Here is a 24989-nt window from a genome sequence, read left to right on the forward strand (position 1 = left end):
ATGTTTAAAAAAATGAAAGTAGCAACCCGGATGGCTACCCTGGCCTCTTCGATGATTATCTTAATTCTGATTGTTGGGGTGCTTGGTATTTTTACCGCCCGTGACTCCAATACCGCGATGTCCAGTGTGTATAACGACAGGGTTGTGCCACTCAAAGACTTAAAACTGATTGCCGATATGTATGCAGTAAACATTGTTGATACGGCACATAAAGTGCGCAACAAAGGCATGGACTGGGCACAGGGCCTGGCCAATATTGAACAGGCCGACAAGATCATTCATGACACCTGGGCTGCTTATCTGGCGACAGATATGGTTGCCGAAGAAACAGCAGTCGTCAACGAGATCAAAGAGTTACTGAAAGTGGCGGACAGTTCCACCGTGGAGCTTAAAGACATTTTGCGCAAGCAAGATAGCGCCGCCCTGGATCTGTTTGTACTGAATAAACTGTATCCGAGTATCGAACCTGTGTCAGACCGTTTTGCCAAACTGGTGGAAGTGCAGCTGAAAGTCGCAGCTGAGGCCTATAAAAAATCGACAGATGCCTATGAGCGTTCTTTTGTGATCAACCTGGCTTGTATTGTTATCAGTCTTATTTTGAGTGTGACTCTGGGAATTCTGATCACCCGCAGTCTGGTGACACAGCTTGGCGGTGAGCCCAATTATGCTGAAGATATAATCAGTAAAGTGGCTGCAGGTGATTTGTCTGTTGAAGTGGAGCTTAAACCAGGTGACAACAGCAGCATGCTGGCGGCTATTGCCTCTATGGTGAAAAACTTAAGCAACATTATTCAGGAAGTGCGCTCTGCCGCTGATACCCTGTCGTCGGCTTCCGAACAAATGAATGCCACAGCCCAGTCGCTGAGTCAGTCTTCATCTGAGCAGGCTGCCAGCGTGGAAGAAACCAGCGCCTCGATGGAAGAGATGTCGGCCTCTATTGCGCAGAATACTGAAAACTCAAAAATCACCGAAGGTATTGCCAGCAAAAGCGCACAGGATGCGATTGATGGTGGCAAGGCGGTTCGCGAAACTGTGCTGGCGATGCGTCAAATTGCACAAAAAATCAGCATTATTGACGATATTGCTTATCAGACCAACCTGCTGGCGCTGAACGCCGCTATTGAAGCCGGCCGGGCCGGTGAACATGGCCGTGGTTTTGCCGTGGTTGCAGCTGAAGTGCGCAAACTGGCCGGCCGCAGTCAGACCGCAGCCAAAGAAATCGGTGAAATGGCCGGGAGCTCAGTCAGTATGGCCGAACAAGCCGGTACCTTGCTGGAGCAGATAGTACCTTCGATTCAGCGCACTTCAGAGCTGGTGCAGGAAATTGCAGCGGCAAGTTCAGAACAATCCTCCGGCGCGCATGAAATTAACAGTGCTATCAGCCAAATCAGTCAGGCGACCCAGCAAAATGCAGCGGCCAGTGAAGAATTGTCCTCGACCTCAGAAGAGTTAACCACTCAGGCCATGCAGTTGCAGCAGATGATGGAGTTCTTTACGTTACAACAACATAACCTGGCCCGTAGCCAGCATCAGGTGCATAACAGAGCGCCGCAAAGACCGGCGAAAGCAGCGCCGGTATCCGCTCGTTCCGCCAAGCGCCATAACGAGGCCGCTGATGATTTTGAATACGAAAAATTCTGAGCTGCGCAAATCACAACAAGGCCCTGAACTCAGCGAAGCTGAGTTCAATGGCTTACGTGACTGGTTATATCAGCATACCGGTATTCATTTAAGCCCGATCAAAAAGGGCATGATCACCGGGCGTTTGCAAAAACGTCTTTATAAGTTAAAACTGGCAAATTACAGTCAGTACCTGAAACTACTGAAAGATCCAGAGCAGTCTGCCGAAAAACAACTGGCGCTGAATCTGCTCACCACCAACGAAACATACTTTTTCCGCGAAGAGAAACACTTTAGCTTTTTGCAAAACTTTGTCAGGCAACAGCGCTCAAAACAAAATTTTCAGCTGTGGAGTGCGGCTTCGTCCTCAGGGGAAGAGGCTTACAGCATTGCCATGCTACTGGCCGATACACTGGGTTTGCAAAACAATTGGCAGATTTTAGGGACGGACATTAATACTGAAGTGTTAAGCACAGCCAGACGCGCCGTGTACCCTATTGCTGATACCGCCAAAATTCCCCCTGCTTATTTGCAGCAATATTGCCAAAAAGGCGTCGGTAAAGATCATGGCTGGTTCAGAATTGGACATGAGCTGCGCCAACGTGTGAGCTTTGAGCAGGCGAACTTATTTAAATTACCGCCGAACCTGCCAAAGTTTGATGTGATATTTTTACGTAACGTGCTGATTTATTTTGAATTAGAAGATAAAAAAATCATTGTTAAAAATATTCTGCGCCAGTTAAAACCAGGCGGGTTGCTGCTGGTTGGCCACTCTGAAAGTATTCATGGTTACGATGAAGGCTTAGAGCAGTTACAGGCCAGTTGTTATCGTTATCAGCCAAAGTCGCTGTTAAGTGCCAGCATTGAGGCCAGCACCTTATGACTAAACGCCGGATCAAAGTGTTAATTGTGGATGACTCTGCGCTGGTAAGGCAGGTGTTAACCCAGCTGCTGGACGGCATCGCCGATATTGAAGTGATAGCGGCTGCACCGGATCCGATTTTTGCCATGGCAAAAATGAATAAAGAATGGCCGGATGTGATTACGCTGGATGTTGAAATGCCGCGGATGGACGGCATCACCTTTTTAAAACAAATTATGAGTACCAGGCCAACCCCTGTGCTGATTTGCTCTTCGTTAACTGAAAAAGGCGCGGCGACAACGCTGCAGGCGCTGCAGGCGGGAGCCGCCGGTATCTTTACCAAACCCCAGCTTGGGGTAAAAGATTTTCTGCATGCCAGCAAACAGCAATTTGCTGATGCGATCCGTGAAGCCGCCAAAGCCAATTTAAAAAACCTGCATGCGCTGCCCACCGCAAAACAGCACATTGCCATAACACCGGATGCGCCGCCTTTGGTGGCGATGGCCAAAACCACAGAACGAGTGATAGCTATTGGGACTTCAACAGGCGGTACTCTGGCGCTTGAATTTGTGTTGTCACAGCTGAACAAAGTCAGTGAAGGTATCGTCATAGTGCAGCATATGCCGGAGAAATTTACTGCAGCTTTTGCGCAGCGTCTTAACAGTATCTGTGATATCGAAGTGCGCGAAGCCGTGCATGGCGATCGTATCAGGCCAGGGCTTGCGCTGATAGCGCCAGGCGGCCAACATTTAAGTATCACCAGAAATGGCGCTTATTATCAGGCGGTGGTCAAACCCGGCCCTGCGGTCAACCGGCACTGTCCTTCGGTGGATGTGTTATTTCGTTCCGTGGCCAAAGTTGCCGGTGCCAACGCCATCGGCATTATTATGACCGGCATGGGCGATGACGGTGCCCGCGGTTTATTGGAAATGCAACAAGCCGGGGCACGCACCTATGCCCAGGATGAAGCCAGTTGTGTGGTGTTTGGCATGCCCAAAGAAGCGATTAAACGTGGCGCTGCTGATCAGGTCGTTCCGTTGTCCCAGGTGCCCGCCATCATCATGAAATACAGTAGTAGCTGAGGAAAAGGATGAACACATTTTCAGTATTGGTGGTTGAGGATAGTCCGAGTCAGCGTGAATATATGCGCCAACTGTGCAGTGCTGCCGGTGTGCTGGAGATCAGCGAAGCGGCCAACGGCCATATTGCACTTCAGATGCTGCAAAACCGCCATAAACAGTTTGATCTGATTATTTGTGATCTGGAAATGCCGGATATGGACGGTATTGAATTATTACATCAGCTGGCTTCGATGGATCTGGATTCGGCCATTGCTATTGTCAGCAGCAGAGAAGCAAATCTGATTGCTTCAGTGGAACTGATGGCTAAAGCCGATGGTTTAAATGTGATTGGCAGTATGGCCAAGCCTGTGCTGCTGGCGGATCTACAGCGTTTATTAGCAAATTCGGTATTACCCTGCAAAAAAAATGTGGCGCAGCAAAAACACGCGCCGCTGGAGTTTGAACAGCTGCAACGTGCTTTATTTGAGCATCAGTTTGAGCTGCATTATCAGCCGAAACTTAATATGAGAACCAGAGAGCTGGCTGGTGTTGAAGCCCTGGTCAGGTTACGTCATCCGGAGCGTGGCCTGGTATATCCAAATGATTTTATTCAAAGTTGTGAGCGCTATAACCTCATAGATGCGTTAAGTTACGAAGTGCTGGTGATGGCGATAGCACAGTTACAGCTTTGGCAACAACAAGGCTTTTCCAGCAAAATTTCGGTGAATCTGTCGGCGACGTCTTTTGATAACAAACAGTTTTTGCAACAGGTCACCCAATTGCTTGCCGACTCTGGTATTACACCGTCCAATCTGATTTTTGAAGTGACAGAAACCGCGGTGATCCGCAACATGGGCCAGGCGCTGGCTTTTTTAACTCGGCTGCGTTTGCTGGGTTTTGGTTTGTCGATTGATGATTACGGCACAGGTTATTCATCGGTCAAACAACTGTCGCAAATTCCTTTTACCGAGTTAAAAATCGACCGCAGTTTAATTGATGGTATTCATAACAAAGCCCACTTACAGGTGATTTTTGAAAGCACCTTGCTGATGTGTGACAAACTTGGCATTAATCTGGTGGCCGAAGGTGTGGAAACAGCCGCGGACTGGCGTTATCTGCAGCAGGCAAACTGTATGATGGCTCAGGGTTATTATCTGGCCAAACCCATGTCCGACAGCGATTTTATTTTCTGGGTGACTCAGGGTTGTAAAGCGGCCGGTGAATTAGCCTGATGTCTGTCTCATGCATCGGTGTCGGCTGGAACTGGTTTCACTGTCAGGATAGTCGCGCTCTGTCCCGGCGCTGAGGTTTATGTCGTCAGTAAGTGGCGCTTTAAGGTAAATCCAGCGCCACATACTTTAACCAGACTTGCCCGCTCCAGACATCAAACATCAGCTTGCGATAACCCACACCACCGGTATGTTCAGCTTTGAGATCAAGCTGGTACTGTGCTAACAACTGTTTGGCAGCTGCGACATTCTTGCCGCCGATTTGATGATGTGTGCTTGCTGCAGGTTTTGGCATAGCGCCTCCCCCAAACAACTTAAATTCAAAATCTTTGCTCTGCAGCCCTTGCTTGCGGATCTCTTGCAGCATCAGCTCAAAGCCGGTATTGGCGTAACGGCTATCCTGGCTGTTATCTGCGGCAATAGCAGCATCAGGCAGCAAAAAATGACTTAAGCCCCCTACTTTATATTTGGCGTGCCAGCAGCTGACCGACACACAGGAGCCAAGTAAAGTACTGATCCTGACATTGCCTTTGGCAAAATACATCTCGCCTGGCTGCAAAAATATTTCCACACTGCCCGGCGGCAAACCTGGCTTGGCCATCAGGACGCTCCTGCCAGTTTGGATCTTTCCGGCCTGATATAACCGGCTAACTCAGCGCGACACATTTGCCAGCGATACTTTGGGATCAACATAACTGCAGATTCAACACAAAATTTTACCCACAGCCTGCAGCAGCTGAGGCGCAGAAAAAGGTTTGACTATCCAGGCTTTGGCGCCCAGCAGTTGGGCCTGCAGTTTTGGCCCTTCTGCAGCTTCGCGTGTTAATAACATGATGGGGGTAAAACGGTAGCTATTCAGTGTTTTGACTTGCCTGATCAAGGTCAGACCATCAAGCTGTGGCATATACACATCTGTGATGATCAAATCAATTTTACGTCCGTCCAGCAGCTCAAGTGCAGTATTGCCATCATCAGCTTCCAGAACCTGATAACCGGCTTCGGTCAGCACCTGGCCGGCAATTAAACGCAAGGCGGCGGAGTCATCCACCAGTAACACAGTTTTTTCGGCCATCCGAAGCTCCCTATGGCGGTTAGCTTTGCACTAACCGCGTTTCTGATGATATGGGCTTAGTATTGGCCAAGTTATGGCTCAGTGCAGCGTTAAAAATCAACCTTGCCGTCGCGGATATGCTGTTCACCGCGTTGTTTGGCAAGTTCGATCTGCTTTTGCCGTTCAGTAAAAGAAGCACGCTGCTCGTCCGTGATTTTGTCATGACAGTGTGGGCAGCTTAAGCCTTTGACATAGAGTGGTGATAACAGCTCTTGTTGTGACAGCGGCATACGGCAGGCATAACACTGATCATAACTGCCCTGCGCTAAACCATGTTTGACGGCGACCCTTTGGTCAAACACAAAACACTCACCCTGCCATAAACTTTCCGGCTCAGGTACTTCTTCCAGATATTTCAGAATGCCGCCATCGAGGTGATAAACCTCGTCAAACCCCTGCTCTTTTAAAAAGGCCGTTGATTTTTCACAACGGATGCCGCCAGTGCAGAACATGGCCACTTTTTTATGTTTGGTTTTGTCCAGGTTTTCTGCCGCCCACTGCGGGAACTCACGAAAACTGGTGGTGTTGGGGTTAATGGCATTTTTAAAGGTGCCAATGGCCACTTCATAGTCGTTACGGGTGTCAATGACGATAGTGTCCGGGTCGCTGATCAGCTGATTCCAGGCTTCCCCTTTTACATAAGTGCCCACAATATGCGCCGGATTAATACCTTCCACGCCCATAGTGACAATTTCTTTTTTCAGTTTGACCTTGGTGCGGTAAAACGCCGGTTCATCGGCAAAAGATTCTTTATAAGACATGCCGTCAAAACGGCCATCGGCTTGCAGAAAACTGTAAACCGCATCAATGCCTGCACGAGTGCCACAAATGGTACCGTTAATGCCTTCTTCGGCTAACAATAAGGTGCCTTTGACTTTATTCAGCACCAGGTGCTGATAGAGTTTGTCGCGAAGTGCAACATAATCAGGCAGGGTTACAAATTTATATAAAGCAGCTACTACGTACATCTTTCACCTTTTTTGCCAGGTCCGGATCGCAAATCCGGCGCAATAAAAAACCGGCGCGCATTATATGTCATCCAGAGAGCCTGGTAAATCAAAGCCCGCTTAAGTCATCTTATAGTTGTTGGGGGTATTGTTAGTGCAGTAGAGGATTGAGGACGGGGGCAACCTGCATTTCGAGTTGTTGCTGACCGTCCGTGATAATGAGTTGTTCCTGCTCACGCCAAACCGACAATTGCATATGACCACGCAGCATCTTGCAAAAGTCCTCCAGTTGCGCCGCTTCCAGACAAAATAACAGCACATTCGGCATACCGCGGATCAATGTTTTGGCTTTGTTATGGTCGACGCTATCGGTCACCAGCAACACTTGTTCTGCCTGATGGCTGGCGCGTTGTAGCTGCTTTTCGCTGGGCAAATCAACCTGACACCAAAGTAAAAAATGTTGTTGCTGGTCCTGCAGGTACAAATCCGGTTGCCGGCTGGACGGTGGCTGTTTCGCCAGCACAGGGTGCAGCTCATACAGGCTAAGATAAGTGAGGATACGTTTGGCAAAATGACTGGCGTCCTCATCCGGAAAAGGCGCCAGATAACAGGTTTCTTTCAGATACTGATGTGATTGCTCCGAGCTGTAATTCAGATCCAGCCGGATCACCTTGCTCTGCATTCGCATAAGTCACCCCTTTGCTATTTTGTCGGCAAAAGGCGCATTAAAGTTTAGATTGTCTTTAATGCGCTATACAGCAGATGCATGGCTAATGCCAACAAAACCACACCCATTAACCTATCAAACCAATAGCCCTGGTTTAGCAAAAAACTTCTTATTTTTTGTCGGGTTAAAACAAAAGATAGCAAACAAAACCACAGTGCGGTGGCAACAGCCATATAAACCCCGTAAATTATTTTGAAACTTGTTGGGGTTTCCGGCGAAATAATTACGGCAAATAACGCCAGAAAAAACAAGGTTGCTTTAGGATTCAGACCGTTGGTCAGCAAGCCGGTGCGAAATGACTGCCATAAACCTATCACTGGTGTTTTGTCTGCCTGTTCCTGGCTGGTCGCAGCGCCCGGGCCGCTTCGCAATGCCTGTATGCCAATATAAGCAAGGTAAGCAGCGGCACAAGCTGAAAACAGCTGAAACAACCAGGGCGTGGTTTGTAGCAGCAAACCAATACCAAGCAAGGAATAGGCAACGTGCAACAGAATGCCCAGACCAATACCAATACTTGCTGACACAGCAACCTTCACGCCATAACGCACGGCGTAGCGTAAGACAATGGCAAAATCCGGTCCCGGACTTGCTACAGCAACAAAATGCACGGACGCAACTAATAAAAACTCTGGCCAAAACGACATCACAGCCCTATCCCAACCGACATCAAAAATAACATTCTAATGCAGCAGACAGCCAAAACGACAGCGCTTTATGTTAAGCCCGGCTACCGAACGATAAAAATGGTTTTTTGGTCGCGAACTCTGTGACTCAGCATGACAAATGCTTGTTTTTTATCTGTCGCCTGCCGTAAAATGTTATAACATCACAATGCATATTGATAAATGAATCAGAAAATACAGACGGGATATTCTATGAAAGCTGTTTTGCATCATTTTCCGGCAGGCCGTTATTTTAAACCTGCAGCCCTGGCTTTAGCTATCACCCTTTCCAGCCAGACTCAGGCCCAAACCTCCACACTGAGCGGTGTTGTGGTCAATCAGCAAGGCCAGCCTGTTGCCAATGCCAAAGTGCATGTGCACGGCCGGCAACAATATGTTTATACCAATGACAAAGGTGAATTTCAGATCCAAAGCCCGGCCAATGCGCAGCTGCATATCGCAGCCAAAGGTTATGGTGATGAATTTATCGCTGCAAGTCAGCAGCCGCTGGCAGTGACACTCAATAGTGGTGGTCTGGAGCGCATGACGGTTTCAGCCTCAGGTTTACACCATTATGATTTGGAAATGGCACATCCGGTGTCTGTGATGTCGGGCGAAGATTTAAGCCGCCATACCGAAGCGACCATAGGTGAAACCTTAAAAACCCTGCCTGGTGTACATAGCAATTATTATGGCCCTGTGGCGGCAAGCCCGGTGATCCGTGGTCTGGACGGCCCGCGTGTGAAGCTGCTGAGCAACGGCATGGACACCGGCGATGTATCCCGTGTTGGCCCCGATCACGCTATCAGTGCAGATGCAATTACCACTGAACAAATTGAAGTATTAAGAGGCCCTGCCACGCTACTTTATGGCAGCGGCGCTATTGGTGGTGTGGTGAATATCGTCGATAACAGAGTGCCACGCCAGCTCAGAAGTCCACAAACTGTGGTTGATGTACGTCGCAATAATGTAGCTGATGAACAAAGTTATGCGCTGGCCCATGACGGCGCTTTACAGCAGTTTGCCTGGCATTTTGATGGTTTTGACCGTAAAAGTAATGATTACAAAGTGCCTGAGTTTGTCAATGACGAAGGCGAAGTAAAAAATAGCCTGAACAACAGTGCGCTGGACAATCAGGCGCTGAATGTAGGCGGCAGCTGGGTGGGCAGCCGTGGTTTATTTGGTGTATCTGTTGGCACTATCAACAGCCAATACGGGATCCCGGGACATTCATCACATGGCGGTGAAACTGAAGAAGCGCATGCTGATCACGAAGATCATGCAGCCGAAGGCGTGTATGCCGACCTGGATCAGGACAGAATCAGTTATGCCGGTGAGTTGTACTCGCCGCTCTCTGGTATTGAAACCTTAAGCCTCAGTGGCGCTTACACTGACTATCAGCATATTGAAATGGATGCGGGTGTCGCCGGCACTACCTTTAAAAACAAGTCCTTTGAAAACCGTCTGAGCCTGGAACACAGTGATGTGATGGGCTGGCACGGTCTGGTTGGTCTGCATTATCAGCACAACGATTACCGTGCTTTTGGTGAAGAAGCTTTTACTCCCGATGCCAAAACCAACAGTTATGCCCTTTTTGTGCTGGAAGAGCGTCGTTTTGGTGAATTGTCAGCGCAGTTGGGCGCTCGTTTAGAGCGCACCAAACACGACGCAGGTGCGCTGGAACTGGAGCATCTGCATGAGGAAGATGAAGCGCAGCATGGCGAAGAACAGGATGCACAAGCCAGTTTTGCCCGTTTTAATGCAGCCAGTCTGTCAGCAGGTCTGGTCTGGAACTTCCAGCCAGGATATCAGTGGGCTTTAAGTGTCAGCCGTTCCGAGCGCGCGCCAAGTGCGGCAGAAATTTACGCCAACGGCGCTCATATCGCCACCGCCAGTTATGAACTGGGCTTGGCCTACCAGCTGGATGACGATGGTGAAATTGGTTTTTACAACGGCAAGATGCAGCGGGAAACCGCCAATAACATCGACCTTGGCTTTCGCAAAACCGAAGGTGATCTGACTTTTAGTTATAACTTCTTTTACAACCAGATCGACGATTATCTGTATCTGGCCAACACCGGCCTGAGCATGGCTGATTTGGCTGAACATCATGATGAAGGCCATGATGCGCATGATCACGGCGACTTTGACGTCTATCAGTACCAGCAGCGCGATGCAAAGCTCTATGGCGCCGAGTTTGAACTGAGTTATCAGCTTGATCCGGCTCAGCAGTTATCAGTGTTTGCCGACACAGTGCGAGCCAAGCTGAAATCAGGTTCAGACTTGCCGCGTATTCCACCGCTCAAAGCTGGTGTGGAGTATCAGTATCAGGCACAGCAATGGAGCACAGTGCTGGGCGCAACTTATTATGCGCGTCAGGATAAAGTGTCGGCTTATGAAACCGAAACCGCCGGTTACACCAGCTTTGATGCCAGCCTGAATTATTATTTTGATGTGCAGTCTGTTGATGTCACGGCCTTTTTAAAGGGCACAAACCTTAGCAATAAACTAGGTTATGTGCACAGCTCCTTTATTAAAGCGGATGCGCCATTACCGGGCCGTGCTATTACCCTTGGTATCACTGCAAAGTTTTAAGCTGAAATAGTTTAATCATGCAAAACGAACAAAGCCGGTATTACGGAATACCGGCTTTTTTCTGAGCAGTAAAAAAACAGCACTGTGCCAGACAGTTAGTCTTGAAGCTTAATGGCAGAAAAACAAAAAGCCCGCATCGCGGGCTTTTTGTTTATTTATATGGCGGAGAGAAAGAGATTCGAACTCTTGAAGGGCTACTAACCCTCGCCGGTTTTCAAGACCGGTGCATTAAACCACTCTGCCATCTCTCCAATGGCGCGTATCTTAATAAGTTGTGCAGCGAAAAGAAAGCATTTTTTTGCTGTTTAACACATTGAATTGCATATTAAAGATCTGTTTGCACAAAAGCTGTGCTATCAATGTGCAGGATTTAGACAACACCGGGAATTTTAACCAGAGCGCCAGGTCAAAGTTACTGACTTGTCGATGTGAAGCTTGTATAGTCATCGAGTATTTACAACCACAGGAGTGATTATGTCTTATCAAAACCAACAGCTGATGACAGGCGCTGACAGCCTGAGTATCAACAAAGTCCTTCGTAACACCTATATGTTGCTAGCCATGACCTTAACTTTTAGTGCTGTGACTGCCGCTGTTGCCATGGCGCTGGATTTTGGTCCTATGCTGGGTTTAGGTTTAAGTATTCTGGCGTTAGTGCTGGTGTTTGTGGTGATTAAAACGGCTGACAGTGCAGCGGGTTTATTCTGGGTATTTGCTTTCACCGGAGTGATGGGCGCTTCTATTGGCCCTATGCTGAACCGTTATGCAGGTATGCCAAATGGCCCGGAAATTATTATGCAGGCTTTTGCCGCAACGGCGCTTATTTTCTTCAGTCTGTCGGCTTACACCCTGACCAGCAAAAAAGATTTCTCTTTTATCGGTAACTTTTTATTTGTTGGTTTGATCATGGCCGTCGTAGCAGGTCTTGCCAATATTTTTTTTCAGGTTCCGGCCTTGCAGTTAGCCATCAGCGCTGTGATTGTGCTACTGATGTCTGGTTTTATCCTGTTTGATACCAGCCGTATTGTACAGGGCGGTGAAACCAACTATATCCGTGCCACTGTTAGCCTGTATCTGAACATCTTTAACTTATTCACCGCACTCTTGCAGCTGCTTGGCTTTTTAAACAGTGACGAGTAATTCGCGGACTGTGGTTGCACAGTGACTGATTTTCATTAAAATGCCCCGCTTGTCGGGGTATTTTTTTATTGCAGGTGTGCAGATGGCCAGTTTTGCCCTTTATGTGCAATCACCAGTTTACGGCTGCCAGACACTGGCGTCGGTGTTGCGCTTTGCGCAGGCTGCCTGTGCTCTGAAGCATCAGATTGACCATATTTTCTTTTATCAGGATGCAGTGCTGGCGGTTTCCAATGATGCAGACTTACCTGCAGATGAGCCTGATAATGCAGCACTGCTGGTAAGCTTTTGCCAACAGCAGCAAATACCGCTGCTGTATTGTGTCACCGCAGCTGAAAAACGTGGCATTGCTACCAACAGCCGCCCTGCCCGTGCCGGTTTTACTGCCGCCGGTTTGGCTGAATTTGCGATGCGTTTGGATGAAGTTGACCGTGTGGTGCAATTCTGATGAAAAAAATTGCCGTTGTTTTTACCCAAAGTGCATTTTCTCAAAGCAGTAGCCGCGAAGCACAAGATTTAGCGATGGCACTTGCTGCGGTTGAGCATCAGGTCACGCTGATTTACCTTGGCGCTGCCATCACCCAATTATTACCGCTGACAGCAGCACCAAATTTTGGTGTAAAAGATTTCACTGCCGCCCAGAAGTTATTTGCTTTATATGATATTGAGCAAGTGATCGTAGCGGCAGACGCCATGTTGTTGTATCAACTGACCGCAGATGAGCTGCGAATTGACGTCACTGAATTGAGCACAGCGGATATTTCGACCTTGCTGTTGCAACAAGACCATATTCTGAGGTGCTGAGATGTTGTTGTATCAAATAACCACTCCTGAACCCAACGTGATGTTTAGCCTGGCCGGCGCACATGATGTGGTGTTATTGCGCCAGGATGCGGTCTATCTGCTAAAGCAACAACGCAACTGGCCCACGACTCAACTTTTTGTGCTGGAGCAAGACTTACAGCAACGTGGTGTGCCACTCAGTGCCGGTTTTCAGTTATTAAACGACGAGCAATGGGTACAACTGACTTTAACCGCTCATCAGGTGATTTTGTGTTAACACTCCAAATTGAAGATCAAACGGTGCCACTGGATAAACACGGTTATCTGGCCGACTTGTCGCTCTGGAGTGAAGCTTTGGCCGCTGAATTTGCCAAAGCGGAGAACATCGACCTGACGCCGGCACACTGGGAAGTGATCTGGTTTGTGCGGGATTTTTACCAGGAATATCAGACATCCCCCGCCATCCGGTTATTGGTGAAAGCCATGGCGGAAAAACTGGGGCCAGACAAAGGCAACAGTAAATATTTGTTTTTATTATTCCCTGAGGGCCCTGCCAAACAAGCCACCCGTATTGCCGGTTTGCCTAAACCTGCGCGTTGTTTATAACAACACCAACAAAAACGGCAGCCTTCATTGTGCTGCCGCCGATGTGCAAAAAATCATCGGGCTCAAAAACAGCAGCTGCTTAGCGGCTATTGCTGTAATAAGTCCAAAAAGCCTCAAACGCAATAAAACCAACCACTGCAATCACCGCAACAACGATGATCCAATATATAGCTCTGAGCGCAACTTTCAGCGTGCTGGTGCGTTTTTTGATGCTGACTTTTTTTACCGCAGTTTGTGGCCGGACATTTTGGGTGGTTGTCGTCATTTGTTTACCCTGTTACCGCAGAATTCAACAGTGTTTATATGATGCCTTGCAGATAATACGCATAAGTGGTGGTGTTTGGTTAAGCCAAACACCACCAGGTTTTTTAAGCGCGGATCTCGGTTTTACCGCCCATATAAGGCTGCAATACCGCCGGAATACGGATAGAACCGTCTGCTTGCTGATAGTTTTCCAAAATAGCCACTAAGGTACGGCCCACCGCCAGACCCGAACCATTTAACGTATGCAGCAATTCTGGTTTTTTGCCCTCTTCCGGACGGAACCGGGCTTGCATCCGGCGCGCCTGAAAATCGCCCATATTGGAGCAAGACGAAATCTCACGGAAGGTATTTTGTGCCGGCAGCCAAACTTCTAAATCATAAGTTTTGCTGGAGCCAAAACCCATATCACCGGTGCACAGCAGCATCACCCGATAAGGTAAACCCAATAACTGCAACACTTTTTCGGCATGGCCTGTCAGCTCTTCTAATGCCGCCATTGAATGCTCAGGGTGTGTCAGCTGTACCAGCTCTACTTTGTCAAACTGGTGCTGGCGAATCAGGCCACGGGTGTCGCGGCCATAAGAGCCGGCTTCACTACGAAAACATGGGGTATGGGCTGTGTATTTTTGTGGCAATTCAGCTAAATCAAAAATACGGTCACGCGCCAGATTGGTCACCGGCACTTCAGCTGTTGGGATCAAGCTCATCCCCACGCCTTCTTCAGTGGCAGGTTGAGTGTGGAATAAATCTGCGCCAAATTTTGGCAGCTGGCCTGTGCCAAACAAAGAGTCTTTGTTTACCAGATAAGGCACGTACAATTCGGTGTAGCCATGCTGCTCTGTGTGTAAATCCAGCATAAACTGGGCTAAAGCGCGGTGCAGGCGGGCAATCTGACCTTTCATCACCACAAAACGTGAACCGGCAATTTTAACGGCGTTTTCAAAATCCAGACCACCGGCCAGTGCTTCGCCTAATGCGACATGATCTTTGGGTTCAAAATCAAAACTTGGGATCTCGCCAAAACGACGCACTTCCAGATTGCCGGTTTCATCTTTGCCAACAGGCACCGATAAATCCGGCAGATTTGGGATAGACATCGCAATTTGATCTAGTTCAGCCAGTACTGCATCCAGTTTTATTTTGGCGGCATCAAGCTCAGCACCTAAACCCTCGACTTCAGCCAGTAAAGGCGCGATATCTTCACCACGGGCTTTCGCCTGACCGATATTTTTGGACTTGCTGTTACGCTGATTTTGCAGCTCCTGCGTGGCCACTTGTAATTCACGGCGCTGCTCTTCCAAAGCGCTGATCTGTGCCACATCCAGCACAAAACCACGGCTTGCCAGGCGCTCAGCGGTTTGCGTTAATTCACTGCGTAAGTATTTGCTATCTAACATAAATTTTTACTTCATCGAGCCCAGCTTTAATCCAAGCCAGGCGAGGGTTAAACACAACACCAGGTTCAGCACCACATTGGCGATGGCTTTGAGCCAGTCGCCCTGCTGTAACAGCAACACAGTGTCCATCGAAAATGTTGAGAAAGTGGTAAAAGCACCCAGCACCCCAATGCCAATAAAAATCCGCCATGGATTGGGCGCTATTTGTTCGGTGATCAACAGGCCATACAACAGGCCAATGACAAAAGACCCGAGAATATTAACCAGCAAAGTGCCAAAAGGAAATGCTCTGCCAAAAAGATGTAACATCCATTCGCCAACCGCAAACCTCAAACAGGCACCTATGGCGCCACCAATGGCAATAGCGCTGTAGGTAAATAAGGCACTAGTCACGGCTTTTCCCCTGCGCTCTTGCCTCGTTATCCAGCATCTGCAGATACTTTAGTTTGTCCTGCAGCTGCTTCTCAAGACCTCTGTCGCTCGGCTGATAAAATTGCTGACCGGCAAGTTCCGCTGGTAAATAACGCTCACCGGCGGCATAAGCACCGGCTTCGTTGTGGGCGTAACGATAACTTTCGCCGTGGCCCATTTCTTTTAATAATTTGGTGGGGGCGTTGCGCAGATGCAGCGGTACTTCATAAGCAGGTTGTTGTTGTACCAAAGTGCGCATCTGATTAAAAGCGCTATACACCGCATTGCTTTTTGGCGCCAGCGCCAGATAAATAGCCGCCTGCGCTATGGCACGCTCGCCCTCTGCGGGCCCAACCCTGCTGTAGGTATCCCAGGCATCCAGCGCTATAGTGAGCGCTCTGGGGTCGGCGTTGCCAATATCTTCAGAGGCAATGGCCAATAACCTTCTGGCCACATATAAAGGGTCACCACCACCTTCCAGAATACGACAGTACCAATACAAAGCTCCGTCTGCACTGGAGCCGCGCACCGACTTGTGAAAAGCCGAAATCAGGTCATAAAACATATCACCCTGATTATCAAAACCGGGCAATTGCCTTGGCACCAGCTGTTTCAACAGCGCGGCACTAATATGCTTTGAACCTTCGCTTTGCACGGCCTCACTGGCAAGTTCTAATAAATTCAGGAGCTTGCGGGCATCACCGTCGGCCAGCATCAGCAAAAATTGCGCCGCTTCGTCATCCAGCTGCAGTTGTAACGCGCCAAGACCCAGTTCAACGTCTGTTAAAGCACGTTGCAGCACCTTTTGCAGTTCGCTTGCTTCAATTTTTTTTAAAATACAGACCCGGGCGCGCGATAACAGCGCGTTGTTCAGCGAAAAAGACGGGTTTTCTGTGGTGGCGCCAATAAAAATAATGGTGCCATCTTCAATATGAGGTAAAAAAGCGTCTTGCTGGCTTTTATTAAAACGATGTACTTCATCAACAAATAACAAGGTTCTTTGCTGATGGCTGTATAACCGAGCTTTTGCGGCGGCTATTTCGTCACGGATCTCTTTGACACCGGCAGTGACAGCAGAAATTTTCGCAAGACAGGCATCGGCGTGTGCGGCAATCAGTTCGGCCAGCGTGGTTTTGCCGGTGCCTGGTGGCCCCCACAAAATCAGCGACGTGACTTTACCACTTTCGATTGCACGTTTAAGTGGTGTACCAGGCCCCAGCAAATGCTGCTGGCCGACATAGTCGGCCAGTGTTAAGGGTCTGAGTCTGGCCGCAAGGGGCCGGACATCAGGCTGAAAATCAAAACTCAGGCTGTTCACTTGTTGCGTAAGTCGTCCACTTCAACCCCAGCCGGAACTTCAAACTTAAACAGGCTGCTGTCGATATTGATATTGTTCTGAATGGCTAAAAATTCAAAATCGGTTTTCTGGCCGTTGTTATCCAGCACGGCCATATGTGACAAACCTGTACCTGCAAAAGTCAGCACCAGCTGGCGCACCGGATTGTCTTTATCTTTTGGTGTGATAATAAACTGCTGGCCTTCACCACTGACCTCATATTGTGCCCACAGACTGGCGTCGTTGGAGGTTAACAGGACAAAGGGCGTGCGGTTTACTTCTTTTTTGGCATCATAGAGGCTGACTTGCTCGAGCAGCTCGTTGTAATGCCATAAGGTTTTACCATCACCAATAAACAGATTTGGCTCAGGGCTTAAGGTTTCAAACCGAAACTGTGAGGGTTGTTTTAAGGTTAATACCCCTTCACCTTGTTCCTGCACCGGCTGGTTTTTGGCATCGACCACAGTTTGCTGAAAACTGGCCTGATAACTGTAAAGCCTGGCCAGTTTGTTTTTTAGTTCAGCTGCCTGATTGGCCGCAAGGGCAGTTTGACTGAAAAGCGCTGTATTGCTTAATAAAACTGTGCCAAGCACAAATAATAACTTCTTCATTTAAAACCCTTTTGGTGGCGGAGGTGCCAACACTTCTCTGTTACCGTTATGGCCAGGACCACTGACGATACCTACTTGTTCCATGGTTTCGACTAAACGTGCTGCGCGGTTATAACCAATGCGGAAACGACGCTGCACACCAGACACTGAAGCTTTACGGCTTTCGGTCACAAAAGCCACCGCCTGGTCAAACAGCGGATCTGCTTCCGCATCTTCATCTTCCAGTGTTTCGCCTGGTAACAGGTTTTCTTCACTGGTTTCGCCGCTTAAAATGTCCGGAATATAATTTGGCCGGCCACGTTTTTTCCAGTCTGCCACCACTGCATGCACTTCATGGTCGTCGACAAAAGCACCGTGCACCCGGTTAGGCACACCAGAGCCTGGTGGCAGATATAACATGTCACCCTGGCCTAATAAACTTTCTGCACCTTGTTGATCCAAAATGGTGCGCGAGTCAATTTTTGACGACACCTGGAAGGCAATGCGGGTTGGAATATTGGCTTTAATTAAACCCGTAATCACATCCACAGACGGCCTTTGTGTTGCCAGAATCAAATGAATACCGGCGGCGCGCGCTTTTTGCGCGATACGGGCAATCAGCTCTTCAACTTTTTTACCCACAATCATCATCATGTCGGCAAATTCGTCGATAACCACGACAATAGAGGGTAATTTCTCTAACAACGGCGGCTCACCGCGCATATCGTCTGACGGGCGCCATAATGGGTCACGCAGTGGTTTCCCTTCAGCAATGGCGTCCGCTACTTTGACGTTGTAACCTTTTAAATTCCGCACCCCAAGCGCCGACATTAACTTATAACGGCGCTCCATTTCACCCACACACCAGCGCAGGCCATTGGCCGCTTCTTTCATGTCGGTGACAACTTCAGTGAGTAAATGCGGAATGCCTTCATACACAGATAATTCCAGCATCTTGGGGTCAATCATCAGGAAACGTACATCATCCGGCGTTGATTTGTAGAGCAAACTACAGATCATCACATTAACGCCAACTGACTTACCTGAGCCCGTAGTACCTGCCACCAATAAATGCGGCATCTTCGCCAGATCGGCCACCACAGATTTACCGGCAATGTCTTTGCCCAGTACCATGGTCAGCGGTGACTTGGACTGCTCAAAAATTTCATCACCAATCACTTCCGACAACCGCACTATTTCACGGTGCTGGTTGGGCAGCTCTAACCCTATATATGATTTACCCGGAATGACTTCCACGACGCGCACACTGATAGCCGATAAAGAGCGGGCCAGGTCTTTGGATAAACCGGTAATTTTGCTGACTTTTACCCCAGGGGCCAAATCCAGTTCAAAGCGGGTAACCACAGGGCCTGGGTATACACCGACCACTTTGGCGTCGACGTTAAAGTCGAGCAATTTGGCCTCCACCAAACGCGACACTTTTTCCAAATCATCTTCTGAAATCGGATTGATGGTTTTATTTGGCCTGTCGAGCAAATGAATCGATGGCAATTCGTCTTCTGATTTAACCGCTACTGCACTTGCACCAATATTGTCGTCTTCATCTTCAGCGTCATCATCCGAAGTCGCGACCGCGTTAACATTGTTGTTGCCAGTCGCTGTCTGATGATAAGGCACATAATCGGTTAAGCCTGGATTAGCGCTTTGGGTATGCACAAAACTTTGTTGTAATTCTGCTTCGGCGTATCTGTCGTCGATGGCGCTAAAAGTTAAATCATCATCAGACAGGGCATCCACACTAACAAAAGCATGCGCCTGAGTATGCACATCAAGCGGCGCAAAAGGTAAAGGCTCTACTTCGGCATCCGCTGGTGGGAAAAAGGCTCGGCTTTGTAATTCGGGATGAACTTTAATTACAGCTGGCGGTGGCTCAACGGCAAGTTCGGCGCGGGTGGGCTGCGGTTGTGCAATCACCTGAGGTTGCACCACAGGCGCTGCAGTCAATATGTCTTGTGTGTAAGGTGCAGTTGCTTTGCTCAGATAAGCTTCTGTATCAAATTCGGCAGAATGAACACTGCTGCCAATGCCGGAGTCGTGCTGCATCTGATGCAAGGTATCAAAACTGAACACGGGCTCCACCGGCTCATCGGTGCGCAGCGAAAAGGCAGGTTCAACACGTTCTGCGCTGTTTTCGGCCACAGTTTCGGATGCTGCTAAACCTGTAGACAAAGCGGACTGAGTTTCCTCGTGCACCGCTGTGTCAACTGCAGCTAAATCATTGCTGAAATCCTGTTGTTTAGGCCCGGCATATGGTGCAACTTTCTGCGCAGAGCGCGCTACAGGTTTGGCATGATGTACTTCGTTGCCTGCGGGGTATTGTTGTGGCTCACGCCACTGGCGAATACGCGCTGGCAGGTCGCTGATAAAATACCAGCTTTCCACCACCAGCCGCCCAAGCTCGTCAGCCACAGTGAGCCAGGAAATGCCGGTCAGCAAGGTCAAGCCAATACAAAAACTGCAAAGCAGCAATAAGCTGCTGCCAACAAAGTTTAAATTAGGTAATAACTTGCTGGCAATGACATCCCCTACCACACCGCCGGATGAATAAATGTAAAAGTCGTCAAAGTTAATGCTGCTGATAGCACAAGCGGAGATCACGGTCAGCAAAAGTCCAAGCAAGCGAAGGCCGAGAATCATATAGTCCAGTGAAATCAGATCTTTAAAACGTTTAAACAACAGATAACCACAAAAAGCAAAAAATGGCGGAAACAAATACGACAGCCAGCCAAATACACAAAACAGAATGTCGGCCACTTCAGCGCCAACTGGCCCGGCAAAATTCTGAATATCGGTTTGATAACCCGTTTGTGACCAGCTTGGGTCGGCCGGATCAAAACTTAATAAAGCCAACAACATAAATGCGGCAGCGCCCGCAAACAGAATCAGTCCAACTTCAACCAGACGCTGAACACCATTGAGTGAAAATACCGTTTTTGCTTGCAAGCCAGTTGCCCTATGAAAAACCAAAAAAATGCCTTGTTACGATACCAGAGAGCAGCTTCAAGTGCATCAGTTTAAAGGTGACCTCTAAGCGCATTGTGATGCTATCTGCCTGTTATTTAACCAGTCACCGTAACAAAAGTGGTTTGTTTGACTTCTTCCATCACCACATAGGTTCTGCTCTCCCGCACACTGGGCAAACGCAACAAGGTTTCGCCCAATAACTCGCGATAAGCCGCCATATTGGCGACCCGGGTTTTTAATAGAAAGTCAAAACTGCCGGACACTAGGTGGCACTCCAGAATTTCATCGAGCTTTTGTACCGCTTTGCTGAATTCATCAAAATCTTCAGGAGAGGTTTTACTCAAGGTAATTTCCACAAACACCAGCAGCGCAGCGCCGACTTTGTTGGGGTCGACCAAAGCGGTATAACCGAGAATAAACTGATCGGTTTCCAGTCTTTTTACCCGTTCCAGACAAGGGGTTGGGCTCAGCCCCACCCTTTTGGCCAGTTCGACATTGGACAAGCGGCCGTCTTTTTGTAGTTCAAGCAGAATTTTACGGTCAATTCGGTCGAGCTTTTTCAGCTCTTTATATTGTGGAAACATACCAGATAATAATTCTTTTAAAGTTTAATATTTAGCATTTTCCACTATTGATTACCATAAAAACAACCATTCATTCCGCAAAAATCACATTATACTAGCGAAATATTTTTACCAACCCTACACAGGCAGAAAATCATGATTATTGGCGTGCCAAAAGAAATCAAAAACCACGAATACCGCGTCGGTATGACTCCAGCCAGCGTTCGCGAACTGGTTGCTCACGGCCACAAAGTTTATGTTGAACACAATGCCGGCAGCGGCATCGGTTTTGGTGATGCAGATTATACTGCTGCAGGTGCTGAAGTGCTGGCAACAGCAGCTGAAGTGTTTGCCAAAAGCGATATGATTGTAAAAGTAAAAGAACCACAGGCTGTTGAGCGCGCTATGCTGCGTGAAGGCCAAATTCTTTTTACTTACCTGCACTTAGCACCGGATTTGCCACAAACTGAAGATTTGATCAAATCAAAAGCTATCTGTATCGCTTATGAAACTGTGACGGACAACCGGGGTGGTTTACCATTGTTGGCACCTATGTCAGAAGTAGCAGGCCGTATGTCAATTCAGGCCGGTGCCCGCGCTTTGGAAAAATCCTGTGCTGGCCGTGGTATGTTGTTAGGTGGTGTGCCAGGTGTAGAACCTGCCAAAGTTGTAGTGATCGGTGGTGGTATGGTGGGTACCAACGCTGCACAAATGGCTTTGGGTTTAGGTGCTGACGTTGTGGTACTGGACCGCAGTGTTGACGTATTACGCCGTATTAACGCCCAGTTTAACGGTGCCGTCAAAGCGATTTATTCTACTGCCGACGCGCTGGAAAAACATGTACTGGAAGCCGATTTAGTGATTGGCGGTGTATTAATTCCAGGTGCTGCAGCACCTAAATTAGTGACCCGTGAACATGTACGTAAAATGAAACCAGGCTCAGCTATCGTTGACGTGGCTATTGATCAGGGCGGTTGTGTGGAAACTTCTTATGCTACCACCCACGCTGAACCAACCTTTATCGTGGACGATGTGGTGCACTACTGTGTGGCCAACATGCCAGGTGCTGTGCCTTTAACGTCTACTTTTGCACTGAATAACGCCACTTTGCCTTTTATCATTAAACTGGCGAACAAAGGTTATAAAGCTGCGCTGTTAGATGATCAGCATTTATTAAACGGTCTGAACGTGATCAATGGCCAGGTGGTGAATCAACATGTTGCTGAAGCCTTAAACCTGACTTTTGTGGACCCGCGTCAGGCGTTAAACGCGAACTAATTTATGGTTTGCAAAAAAGCCAGCGTCATGCTGGCTTTTTTATTGCCCAAATCTGACCAACCAACAAAGCTGGACCTTGTCATGGCTAAGGCGGCCGCGTTAGGATAAAAAACTGATAAAAAAGAGCAGCCTGCATGTTATCCCGAGCCACATTATTGTTCAGTATTCTAACGCTGTTAAGCCTTACCTCTTGCCATGCCGCCGGCTTGTCGCAAAAATTCAGCCTGGTGCAGCTACAGGTAAAAGATCAGCAAATTCAGGTGCAGCTGGCTGACACCCCGGCCAAACGCAGTCAGGGACTCATGGGACAATCACCGCTGAAACATGGCATGTTGCTGCTATTGCAACAACCAGCAGAAATGGTGCTCTGGATGAAAAACACACCAGAGTCGCTGGATGTGGCTTTTATTGATACCAACTGGCGTATTGTGGCTATTCTTGCCATGCAGGCCAATACCGAAACCCTGCATCCGTCTGAGCGCATTGTGCGGGCAGCACTGGAAATGCCACCTGGCTGGTTTGACCAAGCCAATATTAAAGTCGGTGATCAGCTGATTTACTGCCCCGAGCAGCCGAAACTTTGCAAAAAGCACTCCGGCGGCGCTAAGCCTGATAGTCCTTTGGACGTAAAAAATTAAATAAGTAAGGCGCTTACGATAAGCTTTAGTTCAAGCTTGTTGGGGTCATGACAACAAGGCCAAGACCCTCCATAGATCACAACGACGCTTCACTGTCAGGGTTTAAAGTTCAGCGTCGTCTTTATGCAGATAAATGTCGCTAAAACCAAAGCGGATAAACTCTTTTTGCCGGAAGTCTTTAATGGCAGCGCTGCGTTTAGCAGTCATAGCCACCTGCTGTTCCATCTTTAGAAAAGCCGTTAAATCAATGCCTTCAGCTGCAGCCACCGCTTCATAAATGTCGCGGAATTTGTCGTAACTAAAGGCAATTTTACGCGGCTGGCCTTTAAACTTATAGGTAATAGCTCTGGCCATTATTGGCTAACCTCCGCTGTTGTAGTCTTGGCTTTTTGCGCGTTTAAAAGTGGATTGGCGTACATCTGCTGAAGATAAGGTTGCACTTCGGCTGGCAAAGCGTTAATCCGAGCCATAAAAGCACCGTTATCAGACTCTGCAGTGGTTTGTCCCGCAGCCTGATAATTGGCCGGATAGAAACGATAACCCTGATAAATTTCGCGGTCGATAGCTGCTGCTACGCTTTCCGGGCTCTCTAGATCTTCGTTTTTCTCCAGCACAGCGCCAAAGTGCACATGCACCCTGCCTTTGTAGCCCACTATGCCTTTGATAATACTCTCAATATCTTCAAATTCAGTTTTCTGATAATTGCCTTCTGTTGCCAGCTGATAAAGCTCATTGGCTTTGGCGGCGTCACAAGGGTCGTATTCATAAGACAAACACACCGGCACTATCTGTAACGAGCGCATATAGTCAGTAAATTCTATTTGCTGCTGTTTGCCGTTGATATAAAACATTTTCAGGATGGCCGGATCTGTCACGTCATTGCCATCTTTAGCACGGCCTTCTTTTTGCGCTATCCAGATATGATGACCAGTTTGCAGTGAATGGGCGATATAAGCAGAGAGTTGTCCCAGTGCTTTAATCATCTCGCGTGGGCCTTTGGCGGAGCGGCGGACAATAAAACTTTTGTTCAGTTTCATCAGCTCAGTGGCGCAGGGCTTTTTCAGTAGATTGTCGCCAATGGCAATACGGGCGGTATCAAAACCCTGTTGATGCAAACACCAGTTCACCAGCGCCGGATCCATCGCAATATCCCGGTGATTGGAGACAAATAAATAAGACTTGGTTTTATCCAGCGCTTCAAGACCGCTAAAAGTAACTCCGGCCGTGGTTTTTTTCAGGCTTTTATTCAGATAAACCGCAACATAACCTTGCACTGCTTCTACCGACTTAAAACCAGACCAGTGCCGGCGTAAATACCAACTGACCATTGGTGCCGCGATAAAATTCAGTAACTTAGATTGACTGCCAAGGCGATGCTGCACTATGGCACCGATAAACTCCGGATCGGCAATAATACGCTGGACAGCTGCCGCGACTTCGTCGTCATGGTATGGGCGGATATCGTCAAAATTTTTAATCGGATCGGTCACACTGCGTTACCTGAAAAATAAAAACAGCGCTATTTTACCCATTCAGATCAAAGTGCCTAGCAGATTGTGGCAAAACAACAAAAAAACTTAGTGTCTGTGCTCAAATCAGGCGGATTTTGCCAGCTTGTGGCCAGAGGCAGGTAGCCAGGGTTGTACCCTGTCGTTCAGCAGCATCAGCACTTCACCGGCATAAAGTGCCTTGCCCTGCAGACTGTGGCCATCTTCGAGCAACAACAGCTGACAGCAGTGTCCCTGTTGTTGGGTGACCAGCGCCAATAATGGCTGCTGGCCGCCGACCCAGACCAGTTCAGCACAAGCGGGCTGATAATCTGCGGATATGGCAGTAAACCACCAGCTTTTGTGGCCGGTCTGGCGCAAGTACTGCTGCGCCGCCAATGCATCTATAGCAGCGGCAAAACAAGCAGCAGCGGGATATTGTAGTTGCTCCAGCGCATGCCAGAACTGCCAGAACAATTCTGCCTGAGCCAGGGTAAAATCGGGAGATGGGTTAGTATTTAACTCAGTCAGCTGAAAAGGTGTGCGATGCAAAAACTGCCCGGTTTGCAATTGCAGCTGCCCGGTTTGGGTTTGCCACTGCCAGGAAGCTGAAGGTGTAAAAGCGCACATGCTGACAACCTTTGGAAAAAGTTTGGATGCCGCCGTTTTACACCTGTCAGATCAAGATGTTAAAGAATAT

At 48.4% G+C, this 24989-nt stretch carries 27 protein-coding genes and 1 tRNA gene; 12 read left to right on the forward strand and 16 right to left on the reverse strand.

The features are described from left to right. The 4 genes from V7P87_RS12480 to V7P87_RS12495 are packed head-to-tail and all read left to right on the forward strand — an operon-like array spanning nt 1 to nt 4775. Nucleotides 1–1641 carry a methyl-accepting chemotaxis protein gene (locus V7P87_RS12480; RefSeq protein WP_333797717.1) on the forward strand — a complete coding sequence of 547 codons (1641 nt, stop codon included), beginning with the start codon at nt 1–3 and terminating at the stop codon, nt 1639–1641. Further along, a complete protein-coding gene (locus V7P87_RS12485; protein WP_333797718.1) occupies nt 1616–2503 on the forward strand; it encodes a CheR family methyltransferase in 888 nt (295 codons plus the stop codon). The genes V7P87_RS12480 and V7P87_RS12485 overlap by 26 nt, the downstream gene beginning before the upstream one ends. After that, nucleotides 2500–3564, forward strand: a complete 1065-nt coding sequence (locus V7P87_RS12490; protein WP_333797719.1) for a protein-glutamate methylesterase/protein-glutamine glutaminase — start codon at nt 2500–2502, stop codon at nt 3562–3564. Before V7P87_RS12485 ends, V7P87_RS12490 begins: the two co-directional genes overlap by 4 nt. Before the next feature lie 8 nt (nt 3565–3572). Continuing rightward, complete coding sequence (locus V7P87_RS12495; RefSeq protein WP_333797720.1) at nt 3573–4775, forward strand: EAL domain-containing response regulator; 1203 nt, start codon at nt 3573–3575, stop codon at nt 4773–4775. Between the two features lie 100 nt (nt 4776–4875). On the opposite strand, the gene V7P87_RS12500 is transcribed toward V7P87_RS12495, so the two are convergent. The 5 genes from V7P87_RS12500 to V7P87_RS12520 form a co-directional block, all read right to left on the reverse strand. Continuing rightward, a complete protein-coding gene (locus V7P87_RS12500) occupies nt 4876–5373 on the reverse strand; it encodes a chemotaxis protein CheD (protein WP_333797721.1) in 498 nt (165 codons plus the stop codon). Between the two features lie 102 nt (nt 5374–5475). After that, nucleotides 5476–5844: a response regulator gene (locus V7P87_RS12505; RefSeq protein WP_333797722.1), complete on the reverse strand. Its 369-nt coding sequence runs from the start codon at nt 5842–5844 to the stop codon at nt 5476–5478. 89 nt (nt 5845–5933) lie between these two features. Next, nucleotides 5934–6851 (reverse strand): oxygen-dependent tRNA uridine(34) hydroxylase TrhO, encoded by a 918-nt coding sequence (trhO, locus tag V7P87_RS12510; protein ID WP_296298553.1) that lies wholly within the window; start codon nt 6849–6851, stop codon nt 5934–5936. A 130-nt stretch (nt 6852–6981) separates the two neighbouring features. Further along, a complete protein-coding gene (locus V7P87_RS12515; RefSeq protein ID WP_333797723.1) occupies nt 6982–7518 on the reverse strand; it encodes a YaeQ family protein in 537 nt (178 codons plus the stop codon). A gap of 44 nt (nt 7519–7562) precedes the next feature. Next, nucleotides 7563–8201 (reverse strand): LysE family translocator, encoded by a 639-nt coding sequence (locus V7P87_RS12520; protein WP_333797724.1) that lies wholly within the window; start codon nt 8199–8201, stop codon nt 7563–7565. Nucleotides 8202–8432: 231 nt separating this feature from the next. Between V7P87_RS12520 and V7P87_RS12525 the strand changes: the two genes are divergently transcribed. Continuing rightward, entirely contained in the window at nt 8433–10814 is a 2382-nt protein-coding gene (locus V7P87_RS12525; protein WP_333797725.1) for a TonB-dependent receptor, read from the forward strand. A gap of 160 nt (nt 10815–10974) precedes the next feature. On the opposite strand, the gene V7P87_RS12530 is transcribed toward V7P87_RS12525, so the two are convergent. Then, nucleotides 10975–11065 (reverse strand) — tRNA-Ser (locus V7P87_RS12530). 223 nt (nt 11066–11288) lie between these two features. On the opposite strand from V7P87_RS12530, the gene V7P87_RS12535 reads away from it, so the two are divergent. From V7P87_RS12535 to V7P87_RS12555, 5 genes are all read left to right on the forward strand, one after another. Then, complete coding sequence (locus V7P87_RS12535) at nt 11289–11954, forward strand: Bax inhibitor-1/YccA family protein (protein WP_333797726.1); 666 nt, start codon at nt 11289–11291, stop codon at nt 11952–11954. An 82-nt stretch (nt 11955–12036) separates the two neighbouring features. Next, a complete protein-coding gene (gene tusD, locus V7P87_RS12540; protein WP_333797727.1) occupies nt 12037–12399 on the forward strand; it encodes a sulfurtransferase complex subunit TusD in 363 nt (120 codons plus the stop codon). Then, nucleotides 12399–12755: a DsrE family protein gene (locus V7P87_RS12545; protein ID WP_296298543.1), complete on the forward strand. Its 357-nt coding sequence runs from the start codon at nt 12399–12401 to the stop codon at nt 12753–12755. The genes tusD and V7P87_RS12545 overlap by 1 nt, the downstream gene beginning before the upstream one ends. A 1-nt stretch (nt 12756) precedes the next feature. Then, the gene (locus V7P87_RS12550) at nt 12757–13011 is read left to right on the forward strand and encodes a DsrH/TusB family sulfur metabolism protein (protein ID WP_333797728.1); all 255 of its coding nucleotides are present in this window, start codon (nt 12757–12759) and stop codon (nt 13009–13011) included. Then, nucleotides 12966–13340, forward strand: a complete 375-nt coding sequence (locus V7P87_RS12555) for a TusE/DsrC/DsvC family sulfur relay protein (RefSeq protein ID WP_333797729.1) — start codon at nt 12966–12968, stop codon at nt 13338–13340. Before V7P87_RS12550 ends, V7P87_RS12555 begins: the two co-directional genes overlap by 46 nt. Nucleotides 13341–13419: 79 nt before the next feature. Here the strand turns inward: V7P87_RS12555 and V7P87_RS12560 are convergent, their stop codons facing one another. The 7 genes from V7P87_RS12560 to lrp form a co-directional block, all read right to left on the reverse strand. Continuing rightward, complete coding sequence (locus V7P87_RS12560) at nt 13420–13605, reverse strand: hypothetical protein (RefSeq protein ID WP_296298537.1); 186 nt, start codon at nt 13603–13605, stop codon at nt 13420–13422. 103 nt (nt 13606–13708) lie between these two features. Further along, nucleotides 13709–15001 (reverse strand): serine--tRNA ligase, encoded by a 1293-nt coding sequence (gene serS / locus V7P87_RS12565; protein WP_333797730.1) that lies wholly within the window; start codon nt 14999–15001, stop codon nt 13709–13711. A 6-nt stretch (nt 15002–15007) separates the two neighbouring features. Further along, nucleotides 15008–15394 carry a fluoride efflux transporter CrcB gene (gene crcB, locus V7P87_RS12570; protein WP_333797731.1) on the reverse strand — a complete coding sequence of 129 codons (387 nt, stop codon included), beginning with the start codon at nt 15392–15394 and terminating at the stop codon, nt 15008–15010. Beyond that, nucleotides 15387–16730 carry a replication-associated recombination protein A gene (locus tag V7P87_RS12575; RefSeq protein WP_333797732.1) on the reverse strand — a complete coding sequence of 448 codons (1344 nt, stop codon included), beginning with the start codon at nt 16728–16730 and terminating at the stop codon, nt 15387–15389. Before V7P87_RS12575 ends, crcB begins: the two co-directional genes overlap by 8 nt. Next, nucleotides 16727–17359, reverse strand: a complete 633-nt coding sequence (gene lolA / locus V7P87_RS12580) for an outer membrane lipoprotein chaperone LolA (RefSeq protein WP_333797733.1) — start codon at nt 17357–17359, stop codon at nt 16727–16729. The genes V7P87_RS12575 and lolA overlap by 4 nt, the downstream gene beginning before the upstream one ends. Further along, the gene (locus V7P87_RS12585) at nt 17360–20302 is read right to left on the reverse strand and encodes a DNA translocase FtsK (RefSeq protein ID WP_333797734.1); all 2943 of its coding nucleotides are present in this window, start codon (nt 20300–20302) and stop codon (nt 17360–17362) included. Nucleotides 20303–20418: 116 nt separating this feature from the next. Further along, nucleotides 20419–20907 (reverse strand): leucine-responsive transcriptional regulator Lrp, encoded by a 489-nt coding sequence (gene lrp / locus V7P87_RS12590; protein ID WP_333797735.1) that lies wholly within the window; start codon nt 20905–20907, stop codon nt 20419–20421. Between the two features lie 135 nt (nt 20908–21042). On the opposite strand from lrp, the gene ald reads away from it, so the two are divergent. Both ald and V7P87_RS12600 read left to right on the forward strand, forming a co-directional pair. Then, the gene (gene ald / locus V7P87_RS12595) at nt 21043–22164 is read left to right on the forward strand and encodes an alanine dehydrogenase (protein WP_333797736.1); all 1122 of its coding nucleotides are present in this window, start codon (nt 21043–21045) and stop codon (nt 22162–22164) included. Between the two features lie 134 nt (nt 22165–22298). Further along, nucleotides 22299–22802 (forward strand): DUF192 domain-containing protein, encoded by a 504-nt coding sequence (locus V7P87_RS12600; protein ID WP_333797737.1) that lies wholly within the window; start codon nt 22299–22301, stop codon nt 22800–22802. Nucleotides 22803–22904: 102 nt separating this feature from the next. Here V7P87_RS12600 and V7P87_RS12605 read toward each other — a convergent pair whose 3' ends face one another. From V7P87_RS12605 to V7P87_RS12615, 3 genes are all read right to left on the reverse strand, one after another. After that, nucleotides 22905–23156 (reverse strand): DUF2960 domain-containing protein, encoded by a 252-nt coding sequence (locus tag V7P87_RS12605; protein ID WP_260656509.1) that lies wholly within the window; start codon nt 23154–23156, stop codon nt 22905–22907. Continuing rightward, nucleotides 23156–24292, reverse strand: a complete 1137-nt coding sequence (locus tag V7P87_RS12610; RefSeq protein ID WP_333797738.1) for a 1-acyl-sn-glycerol-3-phosphate acyltransferase — start codon at nt 24290–24292, stop codon at nt 23156–23158. The genes V7P87_RS12605 and V7P87_RS12610 overlap by 1 nt, the downstream gene beginning before the upstream one ends. A 105-nt stretch (nt 24293–24397) precedes the next feature. Next, nucleotides 24398–24919, reverse strand: a complete 522-nt coding sequence (locus V7P87_RS12615; RefSeq protein WP_333797739.1) for a hypothetical protein — start codon at nt 24917–24919, stop codon at nt 24398–24400. Between the last annotated feature and the right edge of the window lie 70 nt (nt 24920–24989).

This window comes from Rheinheimera sp., from assembly GCF_036782235.1.
Lineage (GTDB): Bacteria > Pseudomonadota > Gammaproteobacteria > Enterobacterales > Alteromonadaceae > Pararheinheimera.

What these genes read in the sequence shown, in the direction of transcription:
- tusD (WP_333797727.1), top strand. Translation starts at nt 12,037, where the DNA reads ATGGCCAGTTTTGCCCTTTATGTGCAATCACCAGTTTACGGCTGCCAG.
- trhO (WP_296298553.1), bottom strand. Translation starts at nt 6,851, where the DNA reads ATGTACGTAGTAGCTGCTTTATATAAATTTGTAACCCTGCCTGATTAT.
- V7P87_RS12500 (WP_333797721.1), bottom strand. Translation starts at nt 5,373, where the DNA reads ATGGCCAAGCCAGGTTTGCCGCCGGGCAGTGTGGAAATATTTTTGCAG.
- V7P87_RS12485 (WP_333797718.1), top strand. Translation starts at nt 1,616, where the DNA reads ATGATTTTGAATACGAAAAATTCTGAGCTGCGCAAATCACAACAAGGC.
- V7P87_RS12555 (WP_333797729.1), top strand. Translation starts at nt 12,966, where the DNA reads ATGGGTACAACTGACTTTAACCGCTCATCAGGTGATTTTGTGTTAACA.
- ald (WP_333797736.1), top strand. Translation starts at nt 21,043, where the DNA reads ATGATTATTGGCGTGCCAAAAGAAATCAAAAACCACGAATACCGCGTC.
- lolA (WP_333797733.1), bottom strand. Translation starts at nt 17,359, where the DNA reads ATGAAGAAGTTATTATTTGTGCTTGGCACAGTTTTATTAAGCAATACA.
- V7P87_RS12490 (WP_333797719.1), top strand. Translation starts at nt 2,500, where the DNA reads ATGACTAAACGCCGGATCAAAGTGTTAATTGTGGATGACTCTGCGCTG.
- V7P87_RS12495 (WP_333797720.1), top strand. Translation starts at nt 3,573, where the DNA reads ATGAACACATTTTCAGTATTGGTGGTTGAGGATAGTCCGAGTCAGCGT.
- V7P87_RS12525 (WP_333797725.1), top strand. Translation starts at nt 8,433, where the DNA reads ATGAAAGCTGTTTTGCATCATTTTCCGGCAGGCCGTTATTTTAAACCT.
- V7P87_RS12545 (WP_296298543.1), top strand. Translation starts at nt 12,399, where the DNA reads ATGAAAAAAATTGCCGTTGTTTTTACCCAAAGTGCATTTTCTCAAAGC.
- V7P87_RS12520 (WP_333797724.1), bottom strand. Translation starts at nt 8,201, where the DNA reads ATGTCGTTTTGGCCAGAGTTTTTATTAGTTGCGTCCGTGCATTTTGTT.
- V7P87_RS12605 (WP_260656509.1), bottom strand. Translation starts at nt 23,156, where the DNA reads ATGGCCAGAGCTATTACCTATAAGTTTAAAGGCCAGCCGCGTAAAATT.
- V7P87_RS12535 (WP_333797726.1), top strand. Translation starts at nt 11,289, where the DNA reads ATGTCTTATCAAAACCAACAGCTGATGACAGGCGCTGACAGCCTGAGT.
- V7P87_RS12560 (WP_296298537.1), bottom strand. Translation starts at nt 13,605, where the DNA reads ATGACGACAACCACCCAAAATGTCCGGCCACAAACTGCGGTAAAAAAA.
- V7P87_RS12480 (WP_333797717.1), top strand. Translation starts at nt 1, where the DNA reads ATGTTTAAAAAAATGAAAGTAGCAACCCGGATGGCTACCCTGGCCTCT.
- V7P87_RS12505 (WP_333797722.1), bottom strand. Translation starts at nt 5,844, where the DNA reads ATGGCCGAAAAAACTGTGTTACTGGTGGATGACTCCGCCGCCTTGCGT.
- V7P87_RS12600 (WP_333797737.1), top strand. Translation starts at nt 22,299, where the DNA reads ATGTTATCCCGAGCCACATTATTGTTCAGTATTCTAACGCTGTTAAGC.
- V7P87_RS12550 (WP_333797728.1), top strand. Translation starts at nt 12,757, where the DNA reads ATGTTGTTGTATCAAATAACCACTCCTGAACCCAACGTGATGTTTAGC.
- V7P87_RS12515 (WP_333797723.1), bottom strand. Translation starts at nt 7,518, where the DNA reads ATGCGAATGCAGAGCAAGGTGATCCGGCTGGATCTGAATTACAGCTCG.
- lrp (WP_333797735.1), bottom strand. Translation starts at nt 20,907, where the DNA reads ATGTTTCCACAATATAAAGAGCTGAAAAAGCTCGACCGAATTGACCGT.
- V7P87_RS12615 (WP_333797739.1), bottom strand. Translation starts at nt 24,919, where the DNA reads ATGTGCGCTTTTACACCTTCAGCTTCCTGGCAGTGGCAAACCCAAACC.
- serS (WP_333797730.1), bottom strand. Translation starts at nt 15,001, where the DNA reads ATGTTAGATAGCAAATACTTACGCAGTGAATTAACGCAAACCGCTGAG.